General features: G+C 70.5%; 14 protein-coding genes. 8 read left to right on the top strand and 6 right to left on the bottom strand.

Annotated elements, in window-relative coordinates; translation table 11 throughout:
* Positions 1 to 4 precede the first annotated feature (4 nt).
* Positions 5 to 613, top strand: coding sequence for a GNAT family N-acetyltransferase (locus tag KEC57_RS03030; RefSeq protein ID WP_229383022.1), 609 nt, complete (start codon positions 5 to 7; stop codon positions 611 to 613).
* A 48-nt stretch (positions 614 to 661) separates the two neighbouring features.
* On the top strand, positions 662 to 2,194 hold the full coding sequence (locus tag KEC57_RS03025; RefSeq protein ID WP_229383021.1) for an SDR family oxidoreductase: 1,533 nt from the start codon (positions 662 to 664) through the stop codon (positions 2,192 to 2,194).
* Positions 2,195 to 2,236: 42 nt separating this feature from the next.
* On the opposite strand, the gene cydC is transcribed toward KEC57_RS03025, so the two are convergent.
* Genes cydC through KEC57_RS03005 form a run of 4 tightly spaced genes read right to left on the bottom strand, consistent with a single transcriptional unit; the run spans position 2,237 to position 8,165 of the window.
* A complete protein-coding gene (gene cydC / locus KEC57_RS03020; protein ID WP_229383020.1) occupies positions 2,237 to 3,946 on the bottom strand; it encodes a thiol reductant ABC exporter subunit CydC in 1,710 nt (569 codons plus the stop codon).
* A complete protein-coding gene (gene cydD / locus KEC57_RS03015) occupies positions 3,943 to 5,625 on the bottom strand; it encodes a thiol reductant ABC exporter subunit CydD (RefSeq protein ID WP_372456951.1) in 1,683 nt (560 codons plus the stop codon). The genes cydC and cydD overlap by 4 nt, the downstream gene beginning before the upstream one ends.
* Positions 5,626 to 5,675: 50 nt before the next feature.
* Positions 5,676 to 6,710 carry a cytochrome d ubiquinol oxidase subunit II gene (gene cydB / locus KEC57_RS03010; RefSeq protein WP_229383018.1) on the bottom strand — a complete coding sequence of 345 codons (1,035 nt, stop codon included), beginning with the start codon at positions 6,708 to 6,710 and terminating at the stop codon, positions 5,676 to 5,678.
* A 9-nt stretch (positions 6,711 to 6,719) separates the two neighbouring features.
* Positions 6,720 to 8,165, bottom strand: a complete 1,446-nt coding sequence (locus tag KEC57_RS03005) for a cytochrome ubiquinol oxidase subunit I (protein ID WP_229383017.1) — start codon at positions 8,163 to 8,165, stop codon at positions 6,720 to 6,722.
* A 272-nt stretch (positions 8,166 to 8,437) separates the two neighbouring features.
* On the opposite strand from KEC57_RS03005, the gene moaA reads away from it, so the two are divergent.
* Positions 8,438 to 9,505 carry a GTP 3',8-cyclase MoaA gene (gene moaA, locus KEC57_RS03000; protein ID WP_229383679.1) on the top strand — a complete coding sequence of 356 codons (1,068 nt, stop codon included), beginning with the start codon at positions 8,438 to 8,440 and terminating at the stop codon, positions 9,503 to 9,505.
* Positions 9,506 to 9,636: 131 nt separating this feature from the next.
* Positions 9,637 to 10,539 (top strand): formate dehydrogenase accessory sulfurtransferase FdhD, encoded by a 903-nt coding sequence (gene fdhD, locus KEC57_RS02995; protein ID WP_229383016.1) that lies wholly within the window; start codon positions 9,637 to 9,639, stop codon positions 10,537 to 10,539.
* 24 nt (positions 10,540 to 10,563) lie between these two features.
* Here fdhD and KEC57_RS02990 read toward each other — a convergent pair whose 3' ends face one another.
* Entirely contained in the window at positions 10,564 to 11,175 is a 612-nt protein-coding gene (locus KEC57_RS02990; RefSeq protein ID WP_229383015.1) for a helix-turn-helix transcriptional regulator, read from the bottom strand.
* A gap of 189 nt (positions 11,176 to 11,364) precedes the next feature.
* On the opposite strand from KEC57_RS02990, the gene KEC57_RS02985 reads away from it, so the two are divergent.
* A complete protein-coding gene (locus KEC57_RS02985) occupies positions 11,365 to 13,764 on the top strand; it encodes a pectate lyase-like domain-containing protein (protein WP_229383014.1) in 2,400 nt (799 codons plus the stop codon).
* A gap of 113 nt (positions 13,765 to 13,877) precedes the next feature.
* On the top strand, positions 13,878 to 15,044 hold the full coding sequence (locus KEC57_RS02980; RefSeq protein WP_229383013.1) for a DUF916 domain-containing protein: 1,167 nt from the start codon (positions 13,878 to 13,880) through the stop codon (positions 15,042 to 15,044).
* Here the strand turns inward: KEC57_RS02980 and KEC57_RS02975 are convergent.
* The gene (locus tag KEC57_RS02975; RefSeq protein ID WP_229383012.1) at positions 15,032 to 15,409 is read right to left on the bottom strand and encodes a hypothetical protein; all 378 of its coding nucleotides are present in this window, start codon (positions 15,407 to 15,409) and stop codon (positions 15,032 to 15,034) included. The two genes, KEC57_RS02980 and KEC57_RS02975, sit on opposite strands and share 13 nt — an antisense overlap.
* Positions 15,410 to 15,607: 198 nt before the next feature.
* Between KEC57_RS02975 and KEC57_RS02970 the strand changes: the two genes are divergently transcribed.
* Entirely contained in the window at positions 15,608 to 17,029 is a 1,422-nt protein-coding gene (locus KEC57_RS02970; RefSeq protein WP_229383011.1) for an amidase, read from the top strand.
* Between the two features lie 81 nt (positions 17,030 to 17,110).
* Positions 17,111 to 17,662 (top strand): NYN domain-containing protein, encoded by a 552-nt coding sequence (locus tag KEC57_RS02965; RefSeq protein ID WP_229383010.1) that lies wholly within the window; start codon positions 17,111 to 17,113, stop codon positions 17,660 to 17,662.

Genomic DNA, 17,662 nt, shown 5'->3' with positions numbered 1-17,662 from the left:
GCCGATGGTCCGCATCAGAGCATTTCGCCCCGGTGACGAGCCGGCGCTGGCCGACATCTGCCTGAGGACGGCGGATGCCGGAGCCGATGCGACCGGCATCCTCGACGACGATGACCTGTGGGCCGAGATCTTCGTGCTTCCGTACGCGGCCCGCCACCCCGAGTTCGCCTTCGTCGTCGAGAGCGATGACGCACGCGTCGTGGGCTATGTGGTGGGTGCGCCCGACACGGCGGCGTTCGAAGAGTGGTTCGCGACCGAATGGTGGCCGCAGTTCTCCGGCCGCTGGCCGGAACCCGCGCCGGAACCGGCGAGCGCGCCGTCCCGCCAGGACGGCACGCTCCGCTACGCCTACGCGCGGCAGGGCGGTGCGCAGCCGTTCGGCGAGGACTTCCCCGCGCACCTGCACATCGACCTGCTCCCCGAGACGCAGGGGCAGGGCCTCGGCCGGGCTCTCATCGAGACGCTCGAAGAGGCGCTGCGCGTACGCGGCGTACGCGGCCTTCATCTCGTGGCATCTGCCGACAACACCGGCGCGATCGCGTTCTACCCCCGCGTCGGCTTCACCGCTCTCCCCTCGCCCGAGGGGACCCGGGCTTTCGGCAAGCGCCTCTGAGGCGTCAACCCCCTGCCCGGTGGACCGGCGGGCGCATAGCCTGCGAGCATGGACGACGTCTCCGCCCCCACGGGATCCGAGCCCGCCTTCGCCGCGCGGCCGCGTGCCGACGGATCGCCGCCGCGAGCACTCGTGCTGGGCGCGACGGGGTACATCGGCGGCCGGCTCGTGCCGCGACTGCTCAATGCGGGCTACGTCGTGCGGGTGCTCGTCCGCGATCCCGCCCGGCTCTCCGCGTTCACGTGGGGCGGCGGTGTGGAGGTCGAGGCGGGGGATGCGCGGGATGCCGAGGCCGTCGCGCGCGCCGCGGCGGATGTCGACGTCCTCTACTACCTCGTGCACTCCATGTCTGCGGGCAGTTCGTTCGAGAAGACCGACCGGCAGGCGGCGACAGCGGTCGCTCACGCCGCGGCGGCAGCATCCGTCGGGCGCCTCGTCTATCTCGGCGGACTCCACCCCGAGCGTGCGACCTTGTCGCCGCACCTGCGCTCGCGCGTCGAGGTCGGGCAGGTGCTCCTGGACAGCGGAGCGCCGACCCTCGTGCTGCAGGCCGGGGTCGTCATCGGCTCGGGCTCGGCGTCCTTCGAGATGGTGCGCCACCTCACCGAGGTGCTGCCGTACATGCCGGCACCGCGGTGGGTGCGCAACCGCATCCAGCCGATCGCGGTGCGCGACGTGCTGCACTACCTGCTGGGCGCGGCGCGGGTGGACGGTGACGTCAACCGCGCGGTCGACATCGGGGGGCCTGACGTGCTGCGGTACGGCCAGATGATGAACGGGTACGCGGTGGAGGCGGGGCTGCGCCAGCGCCCGATCGCCGCGCTGCCCGTGCTGACGCCGCGGCTGGCATCGCTGTGGGTGAGCCTGGTGACGCCGATACCGGCGTCCATCGCGCGTCCGCTCGTCGAGTCGCTGCAGAACGAATGCGTGGTGAAGGATCGCGCGGTGGACGAGCTCATCCCGCTTCCCGTCGACGGGCTCACCCCCTATCGGCGCGCGGTACGGCTGGCGCTCGGGCGGGTCGAGGCCGACGAGGTCGAGACGAGCTGGCAGGATGCCGAGGTGCTCGGCGTGCCGAGCGACCCGCTGCCGAGCGACCCCGACTGGGCCGGGCGCACCGCGTTCACCGACTCGAGAACGGCTCACACCTCAGCGTCGCCGGAAGCGCTGTGGCGTGTGATCCAGGGGATCGGCGGTGAGAACGGCTGGTATTCGTCGCCGCTGCTGTGGGCGGTGCGCGGCTGGATGGACCGGGCCGTCGGCGGCATCGGCCTGGCCCGCGGCCGCCGGTCGCGGGCGCGGCTGGCTGTCGGCGATGCGCTCGATTTCTGGCGAGTGGAGGCGATCGAGCCGGGACGGATGCTGCGCCTGCGCGCCGAGATGAAGGTGCCGGGGCTGGCCTGGCTCGAACTGCGCGCCTCGCCGGACGGCGATGGCTCGCGCTACGACCAGCGGGCGGTGTACTTCCCGAAGGGCCTCGCGGGACGGCTGTACTGGCTCGCCGTGCTGCCTTTCCACGGCTTCATCTTCGCCGGCATGGCCACGCGGATCACCGCGGCCGCCGAGCTCGACGCGGTCTGAGGGAGATGACGAGAGGTCCCCGATCGAGTTCAGCGGGCCGGATCAGGCGACGATCCGCCCGTCGTGGATCCGCACGACCCGGTCGACGAGCCCGTCGGGTACGGCGACGTGCGAGATCAGCACGACCGCCTGGTCGTCGCCCACCGCCCCCAGCAGATCGGCGAGAAGAGCGTCGGATGCCGCGGGGTCCACGCCCGCGGTCGGCTCGTCGAGCACCAGCACGGGAAAGCCTCGCAGAAGCGCTCGGGCGAGGGCGATGCGCTGCGCCTGGCCGCCCGAGACCAGCGCTCCGCGCTCGCCCACACGTGCGTCGAGACCTCCGCGCGAGCGCAGCCATGCGCCCAGTCCGACACGTTCCAGAGCCGTTTCGAGCTCGGCATCGGTCGCGGTGTCGCGCGCGAACAGCAGGTTCTGACGGATGTCCTCGTCGAAGAGCATCGGATGCTGCTCGCACAGGCCGACGGTGAGGCGCACGTCGTCTCCCGCCAGGTCGTGGACCGAGCGCCCGCCGATGTCGTATTCGCCGTCGGTCTCGAGGAATCGCACCAGGGCGTGGGCGAGGGTCGTCTTGCCGGCGCCGCTCGAGCCCATCACGAGCACGCGCTCGCCGCGTCGGAGGTCGAAGTCGATGTCGCGGAGCGCGGTGCCCGTCGTCGCCGGCCACCGCACCGAGGCGCTCCTCAGCCGCAGGCCCTCGTCGAGGCCAGGTGCGTCGCCGGTCGGATGAACATGCTCGTCGACGAGCTCCGGAGGAGTCTCGGCGGGCAGGGACTCCGCGATCCGCTCGGCCGAGGCGCGCACCTGTCGCCACGCGGAAGCGGCGAGAGGCACCGCGGCGAAGACCTCGAACACCGCCATCGGCACGAGCACGACGACCGCCAGCGACGGGCCGAGGAGCGTGCCGGACGAGACGCCGGGCGCTGCCACCAGTACCGCCGCGATCGATGCGGCGCCCGCCAGGAGCGACACCAGGGCGGTCGTTCCGGCCTGCGCGCCCGCGCGGCGGACGATCGCGCGATGCAGGGCGGCTTCGGCGGCAGCGACCCGCTCGCGGCTCTGCGCCTCGGCGCCGAACGCGGCGAGCACGTCGAGACTGCCGAGGTGGTCGAGGATCGCGTCGGCCAGACGCGCGCGCAGCGGGGCGATGGCGCGTTCGGCCCGTGCTCCCGCCGCCCATCCCCACAGCGTGGCGACGAGACCCGCGACCACGAGGCAGGCGAGCAGCGCGAGCGCGGCGGGCCACCAGACGAAAGCCACGAGCACGACGGCGCCGACCGCGACGAGCGCCGATGAGACGAGGGGCTGCACCACCCGCAGCGGAAGGTTCTGCAGGTCGTCGACGTCGTCCACGAGAGCGCCCAGCACCGCGCCGCGCCGCGTGCGGGCCAGACCGTCAGGGGCCAGGGGGACGAGGCGCCGCACCAGGTCCGCGCGGGTCGTGGCGAGTTGCCGCAGGGCGGCGTCGTGGCCGGTCAGGCGCTCCAGATAGCGGAACACGGCACGCGAGAGCGCGAAGAAGCGCACTCCGACGACTGCGGCCGACAGATAGAGCACCGGCGGCTGTTCGCTCGCGCGGACGATGAGCCAGGCGCTCACCGCGAGCAGCGCGACGGCGGACGCCTCCGAGGCGAAGCCCGCCGCCAATGCCCACCAGAATCTCCGGGCGGGCGGCAGCGCCCCGCGCAGCACGGTGCGCGGGGTCGCGGGCCGGGGGGCCGCGGTGGGACGCTCGAGGTTCGAGGAGATGCTCATACGGGCACCTCGCTGGGCTCGAGTCGCACGACATGGTCGGCGATGTCGCGGGCGCTCGTGCGGTGCGAGATGAGCAGCACGACGGCGCCGTCCTCGGCGATGCTGCGCACACTCCGCCACAGTCGGGCCTCGGTATCGGGGTCGAGCGCCGAACTCGGCTCGTCGAGAGCGACGACCTCGGCACGTCCGCGCAGGTGCCGGTAGAACGCCCGCGCGACGGCGACACGCTGGGCTTGGCCTCCCGACAGTCCCGCGCCCTGCGCGCCGAGCGGCAGGTGTGGGTCGAGGCCGTCGGCGCAGGCGAGGGCCAGCGCTTCGCGCACGAGAAGCGGATCCGGAGCGTCGTCGCCGAGCGCGACGTTCTCGGCGATCGTCCCGGTGAGAAGGCCCGGCTGCTGCCCGGCCCAGGCCAGCCATCCGGACGGGGCGACGAGTCGGAGGTCGTCGTCGCCGAGCGTCGCGAACCCGTCGAATGCGGCGGCGCCGCGCAGAGCGGCGAACACACTCGACTTGCCGGCGCCGCTCGGCCCCTCCAGCAGGGTGACGGTGCCCGGAGCCGCGACGAAGCTGACGAGGGGCAGCATCCGCTCGGCGCGCCGCACGCGAACATCGCGCAGCACCAGCTCCCTCGCCGGTGCGTCCGGGCGCTGCTCGCCCTGTTCTTCGGGTTCGACGACCCGGGCCCGGGTGCGACGCGACGCCGCATCGAGCACATCGAAGACGTCGTCGGTCGCGGCCACCCCCTCGGCCGCCGCATGGAACTGCACGCCCACCTGGCGCAGCGGCAGATAGGCCTCGGGCGCCAGCAGCAGCACGAACAGGCCGACTCCGAGGACCAGGGCGCCGTCGATCAGGCGGAACCCGATCGAGACGGCGACGATCGCGACCGAGATCGAGGCGAGGAACTCGAGCGCGAACCCCGAGAGGAATGAGACGCGCAGCACGCGCATGGTCTCGCGGCGGTAGTCGTCGGTGACACGCTCGATGGATGCCGCCGCCCGATGCTGCCGGCCGAACACCTTGAGCGTCGACAGCCCCTGCACCGTATCGGCGAAGCGAGCGGCGAGGCGCTGGAGCGTCTGCCACTGGCGCTGCTGCACGCTGCGCGTGGCGAGCCCGATCAGCACCATGAACACCGGAATGAGGGGAAGGGTGACCAGCACGGTGAGACCCGAGAGCCAGTCCTGCCACCACATCACCGCGATGATCACGGGCGTGGCGACGACCGTCTGCACGAGCTGCGGCAGGTACCGGCCGAAGTACGCCTCGAGGGCGTCGAGTCCGCGCCCGGCCGTGATGGCGAGCTGCGCGGAGTTGCGTGACCCCAGCCACTCCGGGCCGAGTTCTCCGATCGCCACGACCAGCGCGGTGCGCAGCTGGGTCTGCACCCGGGCGGCGGCGCGGGCAGCGACCGCCTCCCGCGCCCACAGCAGTCCGGCGCGGGCGGCGACGACGAGGGCGAGGGCGCCGAGGGTCGGTGCGAGCTCGGGCAGCGGCATCCGCTCGATCGCACCGGTGATGGCGCGCGTCAGAAGCCATGCGAATGCGACGATCACCGCGGTCTGGGCGACCGAGATCGCGCCGATCGCGACGAAGAATCCTCGCGACGCGCTCGCATAGCGCAGCAGACGAGGGTCGACCGGTCTGCCCGAGGTGGCGGGAGGGCCTTCGTCGTGCATCTCGTTCATCGCTCTTTCGAGCCTACCGATCCCGGACCCCGGGCGTTTCTTCAGTGGACCGCGGCGGCCGCCTTCTCGATCCGCGAGCGCGAGACGCGCTTGCGGAAGATCCAGTACGTCCAGCCCTGGTACAGCAGCACCAGGGGGAGGAAGACCAGCGCCGCCCACGACATGATCGTCAGGGTGTAGTCGGTGCTCGACGCGTTCTCGATCGTGAGGCTGTTGGTCGCCGAGTCCACCGTCGACGGCATGACGAACGGGAACAGCGCGAACCACAGCGCGAGCACGGCCGACACGATGGTGAAGGCGCCGAAGCCGAACGCCCAGCCTTCGCGGCCGCGCGCGTTGGAGATCCACGATGCGATCAGCAGCACCGCGGCGACAGCCGACATGACGGTCGTTGCGAGTGCGAGGTCGCGGCCCTCCGCGAATGCCATGCCCACCGTCCACACCAGGAAGACGGCGGCCACCACGATCGTGACGAGTCCGGCGCGCCCCGCGAGCCGGCGGGCGTCCGCGGCCACCTGGCCGTCGGTCTTGAGTGCGACGAAGTACACCCCGTGCGTGAAGAACAAGAGCAGCGTCGTGAGCCCTCCCAGCAGTCCGTAGGGATTGAGGAGTGTCAGGAGCGAACCCATGAACTCGTGGTCGGCATCCAACGGCACGCCCTGCACGATGTTGGCGACGGCGACGCCCCACAGCAGCGCCGGCACCGCGGAGCCGACGACGATCATGGTGTCGAAGCCCTTCTTCCAGCGCAGGCTGTCGCGCTGGTGGCGGTATTCGAACGAGACGCCGCGGAGGATCAGGGCCAGCAGGATCAGCAGCAGCGCCAGGTAGAACCCGCTGAAGAGGGTGGCGTACCACTCGGGGAACGCCGCGAACAGGCATGCGCCCGCGACGATGACCCAGGTCTCGTTGAGGTCCCACACGGGGCCGATGGTGTTGATGATCTGGCGACGGCTGATGTCGTTCTTGCCGAGGAACGGCAGCGACATGCCCACGCCGAAGTCGAACCCGTCGAGCACGAAGTAGCCGACGAACAGGAATCCGACGATCCAGAACCAGAGGTAGGCGAGATCCATGGCTGTCTCCTAGTAGACCGTCGTCGGAGTGTCTTCGACCGCGCGGGTGCGCGGGTCCGGGTCATCCGGTCCCGGGAGCGGGTCGGGGCCCTTCTGGGCGGTCTTGACGATGAGCCCGATCTCGACGACCGCGAGCACGGCGTAGATGAGGGTGAACGCCACGAGCGAGATCAGCACGGTCCAGCCGGGAACCGTGGGCGAGACGCCGTCCTCGGTGAGCATGAGGCCGAACACGATCCAGGGCTGCCGGCCCATCTCGGTGAAGACCCACCCGACGAGGATGGCGAACAGCGACGCGGGCCACGCCCAGATCGCGAGCCGCCACGCCCACGCGGGGACCTCGCGCTTCGCCTTCCTGCGGGTGAGCCAGAGCCCCACGACCGCCGTCAGCGCCGCGATGCCGCCGAGCCCGATCATCCAGCGGAACGCCCAGTAGGTCACCCACAGGATCGGGGCGAAGTTGCCGTCGACCTGGTCGGCGAACTGCGGGAACAGCTCGTTCGTGTACAGCGTGTTGAGGTCGTTGATGCCCTCGACGCAGCCGTCGAGAGAGTGCGTCGACAGGAGCGCGAGCAGGTATGGCACGCGGATCGAGAAGAGCTCGCTCGTGCCGTCGGGGGTGCCGAGCGTGAAGATCGAGAACGAGGCGTCGGCGCCGCATGCGCTGTCGAACATCGCCTCTGCGGCGGCCATCTTCATCGGCTGCGTCGCGACCATCACGAGACTCAGCTGGTCGCCCGAGAGCGCGACGCCGGCGAACGCGATGATCATGCCCCACAGTCCATAGCGCAGCGACGAGCGCATCATCTCGAGGTTCTGCCCCCGCAGCAGGTGCCAGGCCGAGATCGAGATGATCACGCCCGCCGTCATCATGAACGCGGCGAACAGCGTGTGGGGGAGCGCGGCGAGTGCGACCGGATTCGTCAGCACCGCCCAGAAGTCCGTCATCTCGGCGCGCGAGCCGTCTTCGGCCATCTGGAAGCCCAACGGGTTCTGCATGAAGGCGTTGGCCGCGAGGATGAAGTACGCCGAGAACCATGCGCCGATCGTCGCGATCCAGATGCTCGCGAGGTGCAGCGCCTTGGGCAGCTTGTCCCACCCGAAGATCCACAAGCCGATGAAGGTCGCCTCGAAGAAGAAGGCCATGAGGCCCTCGAAGGCGAGCGGCGCACCGAACACGTCTCCGACGAAACGCGAGTACGACGACCAGTTCATGCCGAACTGGAACTCCTGCACGATGCCGGTGACGACGCCCATCGCGAAGTTGATCAGGAAGACCTTGCCGAAGAACCGCGTGAGATGCAGCCACTTGACCTTGCCGGTGCGGAACCAGGCGGTCTGGAAGATCGCGACGGTCAGCGCCATGCCGAGCGTCAGCGGGACGAAGAGGAAGTGGTACAGAGTCGTGAGACCGAATTGCCAGCGTGCGAGCAGCAGGGGGTCCAGCAGATCCACGATGCGTTCTCCGATCGGTCCAGGGCGCACCCAGGTGGTCTGATCACGTTAGCATGTGGTCTGACCACAGGGGATCGAGGCTCGAGAGCGAGCCCCCGCAAGACCTAGAGTCCCAGGAACCCGCTCCGATCGGGAGCATTCGCGGCCGTGAATAATGACGACGCACGCGGTCCCCGAGCACGTACGAGCGATTACCCTCGAACCATGACGAGCCGGGCCGAGCGAGCGGGGGAGCGCGAGTGAGCGCGGTCCCCGTGATCATCGGGCGCCGGATGCCGGAGCCCGTGGCCGCCGACGGGGGCGTGGTCGCCGCAGCGCCGGGTCGGGGGGCGCCCCTGGTCGACACCCACGGCCGGATCCACCGGGACCTGCGCATCTCGCTCACCGACCGCTGCTCGCTCCGGTGTACGTACTGCATGCCCGAGCAGGGCAACGAGTGGCTCGCGAAGACGAGCATCCTCACCCTCGACGAGATCGTGCGGATCGCCGGCATCGCGGCGGCCGACGGCATCACGACCTTCCGCCTGACCGGCGGCGAGCCGCTGCTGCGCACCGACATCGTCGAGGTCGTCCGGCGCCTCTCCCGCATCACCGGGCCCGACGGACGGCCCGTCGAGATCGCGATGACCACGAACGGGATCCGCCTGCGCGAACTGCTGCCCGCGCTCGCCGACGCGGGCCTGTCGCGTCTCAACATCTCGATCGACACGCTTCGACGCGACCGCTTCCGCGAACTCACCCGTCGCGATCGGCTCGACGACGTACTGGACGGGATCGCGGCGGCCGCGGCATCCGATCTGCGACCCGTGAAGCTGAACGCCGTCGCGATGCGAGACGTCAACGTCGACGAGATCGTCGAGCTGGTCGAGTTCGCGATCGCGCACGATGCGCAGATGCGATTCATCGAGCAGATGCCGTTGGACGCCGGCCACACCTGGGACCGGTCGCGCATGGTGACGCAGGACGAGATCCTCGAGGTTCTCGCCCGGCGATGGACCCTCACCCCCGTGCCCGGCCGCGGCGGTGCCCCCGCCGCCCGATGGGTGCTCGATGGCGGCCCGCACACGGTGGGCGTGATCGCCTCGGTCACCGCCCCGTTCTGCGGAGACTGCGACCGGCTGCGCCTCACCGCCGACGGACAGCTGCGCAACTGCCTCTTCTCGACGACCGAGTACGACCTCCTGCCCATCCTTCGACAGACGCCCTCGGTCATCGAAGCGGTCGACGGCGACATCGACCGGATGCTGCGGTCCTGCGTGCGCGGCAAGCTGCCCGGTCACGCGATCAACGACCCGTCGTTCCTTCAGCCCGCGCGCGGAATGAACGCGATCGGCGGCTGACCGTCGGGTTCGGGCTGTCCCGACGCGACGCCCCGCACCGCGCGACCGTCGGCCGAACTCGGCGATCCGGTTCACCTCAGGCTGACTCGCGAACCCGCCTCGATGGGCTGCGCCCGGCCTAGGCTGGCGGAGTGGGACGCATCACGGCGCGCAGCCCGGTCACGCGCATCACGCTCGACGACACCGGGGTCGCCGTGCGACGCCGGGCCGACACGCTGGTCGTCGAGGAGCCGCTCGAGATCCGGCTGGCCGGAACCCCGATCACGGTGACGATGCGCACGCCGGGGCATGACATCGAGCTGGCGGCCGGCTTCCTCGTCTCGGAAGGAGTGATCGGCTCGGCGAACGACTTCCGTTCCGCGATCCACTGCGGCGGTCCGGGCACCGGCGCCGTGACTCCCGTCCTCGGTGTCGGAGCATCTCTCGCCGGCGGGACCATCGGTGCGGGAACGTCGGCCGAGAACACCTACAACGTGCTGGACGTGGCTCTCGCGCCGGGCGTCGCGCTGCCGAGCACCGATCTCGCCCGCAACTTCTACACGACGAGCTCCTGCGGCGTCTGCGGCAAGGCATCGATCGACGCGGTCGAGACCGTGTCGCGCTTCGACGTCGCCGCCGACGAGGCCACGGTCGACCCTCGCGTGCTCGCGGGCCTTCCCGACAGCCTGCGCGCCGGGCAGACGGTTTTCGACAAGACCGGCGGACTGCACGCGGCAGGCCTCTTCGACGCTGCCACCGGCGAGCTGCTGGTGCTGCGGGAAGACGTCGGGCGCCACAATGCCGTCGACAAGGTCGTCGGCTGGGCCGTGCTGCAGGATCGTCTTCCGCTCGCGGGAACGGTGCTGCAGGTCTCGGGCCGCGCGAGCTTCGAGCTCGTGCAGAAGGCCGCGATGGCCGGCATCCCCATTCTCTCCGCCGTTTCGGCGCCGTCATCTCTCGCGGTGGAGCTCGCCGAGGCGTCCGGGCTCACGCTCGTCGGGTTCGTCCGATCTCCGTCGATGAACGTCTACTCGCACCCCCGCCGGCTCGCGTGAGGCGAGTTCGAGCACGGGGCGTCGTCAGCCCGGGATCGTGGTGAGCTGCACGACGCAGTGCGTCGGGTCGCAGGAGGGGGCGATGCCCTCGACGTGGAGCGGCCCGCCGGCCTGAGCCAGGACGCCCTCCATGAGACCGATATGCACGTTGCACAGGGTGCCGCGGCGCTCGGCGGCAGGTGCGTGGGGGCAGGGAGTCAGGTCGACGGTGAGCGAGTCCTCGTCGATCACCGGGTCGAAGCCGGCGCCGCCGAGGTCGTCCACGAGTGCGTCGAGCTGGTGCACGGCGTCGGCGCCGAGGTCGGTGTCGGCGACGTCATCGGCGTACACGCGTCGCATGAGGTCACCGCGCCGCGCAGCATCCTGCGCCTTGCGCTGGGCGACCGGGCTCGACGCGGCGTCGACGCCGGTCGCTGCGGTGTAGAGCACTCGAGGGCGGCCACGGGTGGTTCGGCGTTCGGTCTCGGCGATCACGTACCCCGCGTCGATGAGGCGCTGCACGTGCTCGCGCACTGTATTCGGATGCAGCCCGGTCGCATCGACGAGCTCGGAGATCGCGCGCTGCGGGCGGCCCTGGATGAGGTGCATGATCTCGACCCTCGAGTAGCTCGAGATCGCGCTGTACCCACCCGTCATGCCCTCATTATCGCCCGTCCACCGGGGCGCCGCAGCAACGACGAGCAATTCCGCCAACTTAACTACTGACAAGTCAGTAAGTATTTCGCTATAGTCGCGATCAACGCCCCGAAGACGGTGCGTGCCGTGCCTCCGGGCCCGGATCAGAGGTCGGCGCAGTGCCGTCGGCCGACGTTCAAAGGAGAACTCATGAAGCATCGTTCGAGGACGGACCACCCGCCCGCACGACGCCGCACCCGCCTGGTCGCGGGTGCCACCATCGCAGCCCTCGCCCTCGGAGGATCCGTCGTCGCCGCGGCGCCGGCATCCGCCGCAGACCCGCTCTTCGGCCCCAACGTCACGATCTTCGACGAGACGTGGACCGCCGATCAGATCAGCGCCGCACTGCAGGCGGCGTCGCAGGAGAGCGAGTTCAGCTTCAACAGGCACCAGTTCTTCTTCAAGCCGGGCACGTACGGGTCCGCGGCAGGGCAGAACAACCCGGCCACGGCCACGGACATCGTCAACTCCGAGCTCGGCTACTACCAGTCGGTCGCAGGCCTGGGCGCGTCACCCGAAGACGTGCGGATCAACGGCGCCATCCACGTCGAGCCGGTGCGCGCGTGCGAAGCCAACCCCTGGGACTGCCAGCAGCCCGGATCGCTCACCCGGTTCTGGCGCTCGATGTCGAACCTCACGTTCAACCCGATCCAGCGCCCGATCGGAGCCGACGCGCTGCGCCCCTTCCCGAGCGGCCTCACCAACGCGCACCAGATGCGCTTCGCCGTCTCTCAGGCCGCTCCGCTGCGGCGCATCAACATCGAGGGCGACCTGACTCTCATGGGGCGTGTCGGGGAGTACGCGTCGGGCGGATACCTCGCCAACTCGAACGTCGACGGCGAGATCCTCAGCGGCTCGCAGCAGCAGTGGTTCACGCGCAACTCGTCCGTCGGCACCTGGAACGGCGGAGTCTGGAACACCGTCTTCTCGGGTGTCGAAGGTGCCCCGGCCACGGACTTCGGGCCCCTGCCCGCGGGAGGCAACGGCAACAAGACGACGATCGACGAGACGCCGATCGTGCGCGAGTCGCCGTTCCTGTACCTCGACGGCGACGACTACAAGGTCTTCGTCCCCAAGGCGAAGCAGGACACCCGCGGCCACGACTGGTCGACGGATGCCGCTGCCGGCGAATCGCTGCCGCTCGAGGACTTCTTCATCGCGAAGGAAGGCGCCACCGCCGCACAGCTGAACGCTGCGCTCGCGGACGGCAAGAACCTGCTGGTCACCCCCGGCGTCTACTACCTCGACGCACCGCTCGAGGTCGATGACGGCGGCACCGTGATCCTCGGACTCGGCTATGCGTCGCTGGTGCCGACGGCGGGCAACGCGGCCATCGAGGTGGGCGACGTCGCCGGCGTGAAGATCGCGGGACTCACGATCGACGCGGGCGAGACCCTCTCGGATGTGCTGCTGAAGGTCGGCCCCGACGGTGCAGCGGTGTCTGACCCGACCGACCCGACGACCCTGACGGACGTGTTCATCCGGATCGGCGGCCCGTGGGCGGGCAAGGCGACCACCAGCATCGAGGTCAACAGCCCGGATGCACTCCTCGACCACATCTGGGCGTGGCGCGCAGACCACGGCGAGGGCGTCGGCTGGACCTCGAATGTCGGAGACCACGGCCTGATCGTCAACGGCGACAACGTCACCGCCCTCGGCCTGTTCGTCGAGCACTACCAGAAGAACCAGGTGATCTGGAACGGCGAGCGCGGTCGCACGATCTTCTACCAGAGCGAGATTCCGTACGACGCGCCGACTCAGGGCGCGTATATGGACGGCACCCGCCTCGGATGGTCGTCGTACCGGGTCGGCGACAACGTGCGCCAGCACCTGGCGCAGGGGCTCGGCGTGTACTCGTTCTTCGACAACCAGTACAACAACGGACAGAACATCTATGTCGAGAGCGGCGTGCAGGTTCCCCAGCGACCCGGTGTGCGCATCGAGTCCGCCGTGTCGGTCATGCTGAACGGCACGGGTGGCATCAACCACATCGTGAACGATCAGGGCGAAGCCGCGGTGGCACCGGCGGGAACGGCGAAGTTCCTCAAGGTCTACGAGACCGAGACCGACCCGAACGCTCAGAACCTGCAGGTGACGGTTCCGACCGGCGCGCCGGGCGAGTTCGTGTGGAGCATCGACGGCACGAACGACCTCGTCGACCTCGGCACGGCGGTCGAGAACGGCGATCACTTCGCCGCGACCGGTGTGATCAACCCGGTGCGGGTGACCGACACGCGAGCGAGCGGCGCCGCGTGGTCGGTGTCGGCCCAGGTGGGCGACTTCGATTCCAGCGTGTCGTCGTTCTCGGGCAAGTACCTGGGATGGACCCCGTCGGTCGTCGAGGCGGGCGGCGGCGCCGTCGCCGGCGACGAGGTCGACTCGGGGTTCATCGGGGGCGAGGGCCTCTCGGTCTCGTCGACGCTCGGCCATGCTCCCTCGGGGCATGACCGCGGTTCGGCGAAGCTGGGCGCGCAGCTCGATCTGCGGATCCCCATCGACGTGACGGACGGCACCTACCGGGCCACCCTCACGATCACCGCGCTGAGCTGACGCACGGTCCGGGGCCGGCTGCGGAGCGGCCCCGGACCGTCGACCCACCACATCGGGGCGGGCGCATCGCGCCCGCCCCGATCCTCCGTCATCACACGAGTTCGAGGAACACCATGCACCTTCCCCTGCGACGCCGGGCCACGGCATCCGCTCTCCTGCCTGCTCTCGGCATCGCAGCCCTCGCCGCGGTGCTGGCCCTGGGGTCCGTGTTCGCGGGGCCGACGCCGTCCGCCCGAGCCGAGACGACCGACGGGCCGGAGGTGACCTGGGGAGTGCGCACGGCTCCTGCCGCCGAGGGCGAGGAGCGCGAGAACTACGAATACCGCGTCGAGCCGGGCGAGAGCGTCCGAGACGCGCTCATCGTCTCGAACTACGACGCCGTGCCGCTCGTGCTCGACGTGTACGCGGCCGACGGATTCACGACCTCGAGCGGCCAGCTCGACGCCGCGATGCGGGATGTGCCACCGCGTCTGGTGGGCGCATGGGTGCGCCCTGACGCCGACCGGGTCACCGTGCAGCCCGGCGAGTCGATCGAGGTGCCGTTCACCTTGGAGGTTCCGGCCAACGCCACGCCCGGTGACCATGCCGGAGCGATCCTCACCACTCTCAAGACGCCCCAGGTGGAGGACGGGGTCACCGTGGACCGGCGCCTGGGCATCCGCATCCTGCTCCGCGTGGGCGGCGAGATCGCTCCCGCCGCGTCGATCGACGATCTTCGCGTCGACTACGAGGGCACGCTGAATCCGTTCGGCACCGGCGCCGCCACCGTCTCGTACACGGTGACCAACTCCGGGAACACTCGCCTCTCGGCGGCTCAGGCCGTCGCAGTGGCGGGCCCGCTGGGACTGTTCCCGGCGGATGCGGCGGGGACCGAGGACGTCCCCGAGCTCCTGCCGGGGGAGTCCTGGCCGATGACGGTGCACATTGAGGGCGTGGCTCCGTCCGTCGTGCTCACCGCACGCGTCACGCTGTCGCCCGAGGCGCCGTCCGACACCACTCCGGCACCCGCGGCGGTCGAGGCGTCGTCATCGACCCTCGCTCTTCCGTGGACGCTGGCCGTGCTCATCCTGATCGTCGGTGCGCTCATCGCGTTGGCCGTGCGGCGCCGTCGCGCAGCGGTCGTCCGCCGCACGGCGGCGGAGGATCTGCGGGTGCAGTCCGCGGTCGCGCAGGCGCTTCGCGAGCGGGATGGCCGGGAAGCGGATGCCTCAGTCGCGGTCGACGAGGACGCGCGCGTGGAATCCGCGGCCGCGGCCGGCGAACCGGCTCAGAAGACGTAGAACTGGCCGAGCACCAGCGTCACGATGAAGAAGACGCCGACGATCCCGGCGATGATCCCGAGGGTCTTGCCCGACAGCTTCGCGACGCCCCAGCCGACGAGGAACGGCAGCGCGAACAGGAAGATCGCGACGATCCACCAGAACACGACGTAGCCCGTTGTCGTCGCCTCGGACAGGCGCCCGCCGAAGAGCTGCTGCGACACGGGGTGGGTCGCGAAGCGCACCGCGGCCGAGATCGGCACCGCGACGAACGCGAACACGATGAGACCGATGAGGGCGCCCCAGAGACCCGGGCTGCCGTTGCCGCTCAGCACCCCGCCGTGAAGCTCGGGCTCGTCGTGGTGCTGCTTCTTTCCTGATGCCATGCGCATGAGCCTAGTGGTCGCCGGCGGCACGGCACGTCGTCGTGCGCAAGCGCTGTCATACGAGGCCGCGGACACGCGATCGAGAGGCCTCCGGTGCACGCGAACAAGCCGTGATCTCGCGCGCGCTGCGCGAGCGCGGTGTCTCGCGACCGGTGTCGTGAGGGCGGCGCGCCGCTGCCGCCGATAGCGTGGGACACCATGACCTCCGCCGGCACCGACGACGCCCCCATCCGTCCTGATTCGGCGGGCGCCATCGCCGCGGCGGTGCGTTCGGGCGAGACCACGGCGCTCGCCGTGACCGAGGCGCACCTCGCGCGCATCGCACGGCGGAACCCGACGCTGAACGCGCTCACGGTGGTCTTCGACGATCGCGCCCGACGAGTCGCCGAAGAGATCGACGCGGCGCTCGCCGCCGGGGACGACCCGGGGCCTCTGGCGGGCGTGCCGGTCTCGGTCAAGGAGAACATCGACCTCATGTGGTCCGCGTCGACGAACGGCTGGCGGGCGCTGGCCGACGCCGTGCCCGAGCGGGACGCCGCCGTCGTGCGCCGCATCCGCGCGGCAGGCGCCGTGCCGATCGGGCGCGGCAACATGCCCGACTTCGGCATGCGGTGGGACACCGACAACGACTTATTCGGTCGCACGCTCAACCCCTGGGACGCGACGCGCAGTCCGGGGGGATCCAGCGGCGGCGATGCCGTGGCCGTTGCGACCGGCATGAGCGCGATCGGACTCGGCAACGACTTCGGCGGATCGCTGCGCCTCCCGGCATACGCGGTGGGGGTGTGCGGGCTGCGCCCGTCTCAGGGACGGGTTCCGCGCGCGGCGGTGCAGGGGCGAGCGGTCGCCCTCACGCTGCAGCAGTTCTCGGTGAACGGTCCTCTTGCGCGCAGCGTGGACGACATCGCGCTCGCGCTCGATGCGATCGCGGGGTGGGATGTCGATGATCCGGTGTCGATCGATGCTCCGCGGGTTCGCCCCGGCGATGTGCCTCGCCGCATCGGGGTCACGCACGACCCGCTGGCGTGGGGCGTGGACGCCGAGGTCGCCGCCGGGATCGACCGCGCCGCCGCCGCTCTCTCGCGTGCAGGGTGGGACGTCGTCGACGTCGAGCCGCCGATGCTCGAAGAGGCTGCGGTGCTGTGGCGGCGGCTCTCCTGCACCGACATGCTGCTGACGCTCGATCCCGCGGTCCTGGGCGAGCCGCTGGGGCGATCGGCCACGCGGTTCCTCCGTGACAGCACCGCGGCGGCGCGGCCCTATGAGACCGCCTCCGAGTATGCGCAGGCGTGGGGGCAGCGCGCCGCGATCGCGGCCGAGTGGCGCCGGCTGCAGGTCGAGGTGCCGCTGATCCTGGGCCCGGTCTCGACGTCGCGCATGAGCGCACCCGACGACGACCTGGGTGGGACGGCTGCGGCGGACCGCGCGTGGCGGGATCTCCGGCTGACGGTCGCGGTGAACTTCCTCGGTCTTCCCGCGCTCGCGCTGCCGGCCGGCCTCGCCGCCGACGGCATGCCGTCGGGAGTGCAGCTCATCGGCCCGATGTTCGCCGAAGATGTCGTGCTCACCGCCGGTCGCGACATCGAGGCGGGCGTGGCGCCCGTCGCGCTGCCGGACTGAGGTCGCGACGCGGTCGGGCACCCTAGGCTGTCACTCGGAGCGCGCCGCCGCGGCGCACCCGGGGGAGTTGACGTGAACGACATGGATCGCACGACCTGGGTGCTCGTCGACGGCGAGAACATCGATGCGACGCTCGGCGGATCGATCCTCGGTCGGCGTCCGCAGCCCGACGAGCGTCCCCGCTGGGATCGCCTCCTCGCGTTCGCCGCTCGCCGGTGGAACCAATCGGTGCGCGGCCTCTTCTTCCTGAACGCCACCACCGGCATCCCCATGGCATTCGTCCAGGCACTGAAGGCCATGGACTACCTCGTCGTCCCGCTCTCGGGCGCGCCCGACGAGAAGGTCGTCGACATCGCCATCCAGCGGACGCTGCAGGCTCTTGTCGAGCGGGACTCCGACGTGATCCTGGTGAGCCACGACGGCGACTTCCTCGAGGACATCGAGAACCTGCTCGACGGCGAGCGGCGGGTGGGCCTGCTGGCGTTCACCGAGTTCCGCAACGCCGGGTTCGCCGCACTGCCGGGGCTGCAGAAGTTCGACCTCGAGTTCGATGCGGGAGTGTTCGACGCTCCGCTTCCGCGCGTGCGCGTCATCCCGATCGACGAGTTCGACCCGGCGAGCTTCCTCGGCTGA

Source organism: Microbacterium allomyrinae (assembly GCF_020682705.1).
Lineage (GTDB): Bacteria > Actinomycetota > Actinomycetes > Actinomycetales > Microbacteriaceae > Microbacterium > Microbacterium allomyrinae.
Note: the sequence above shows the minus strand (reverse complement) of the source record. Positions and strands in the feature narration are given on the sequence as shown.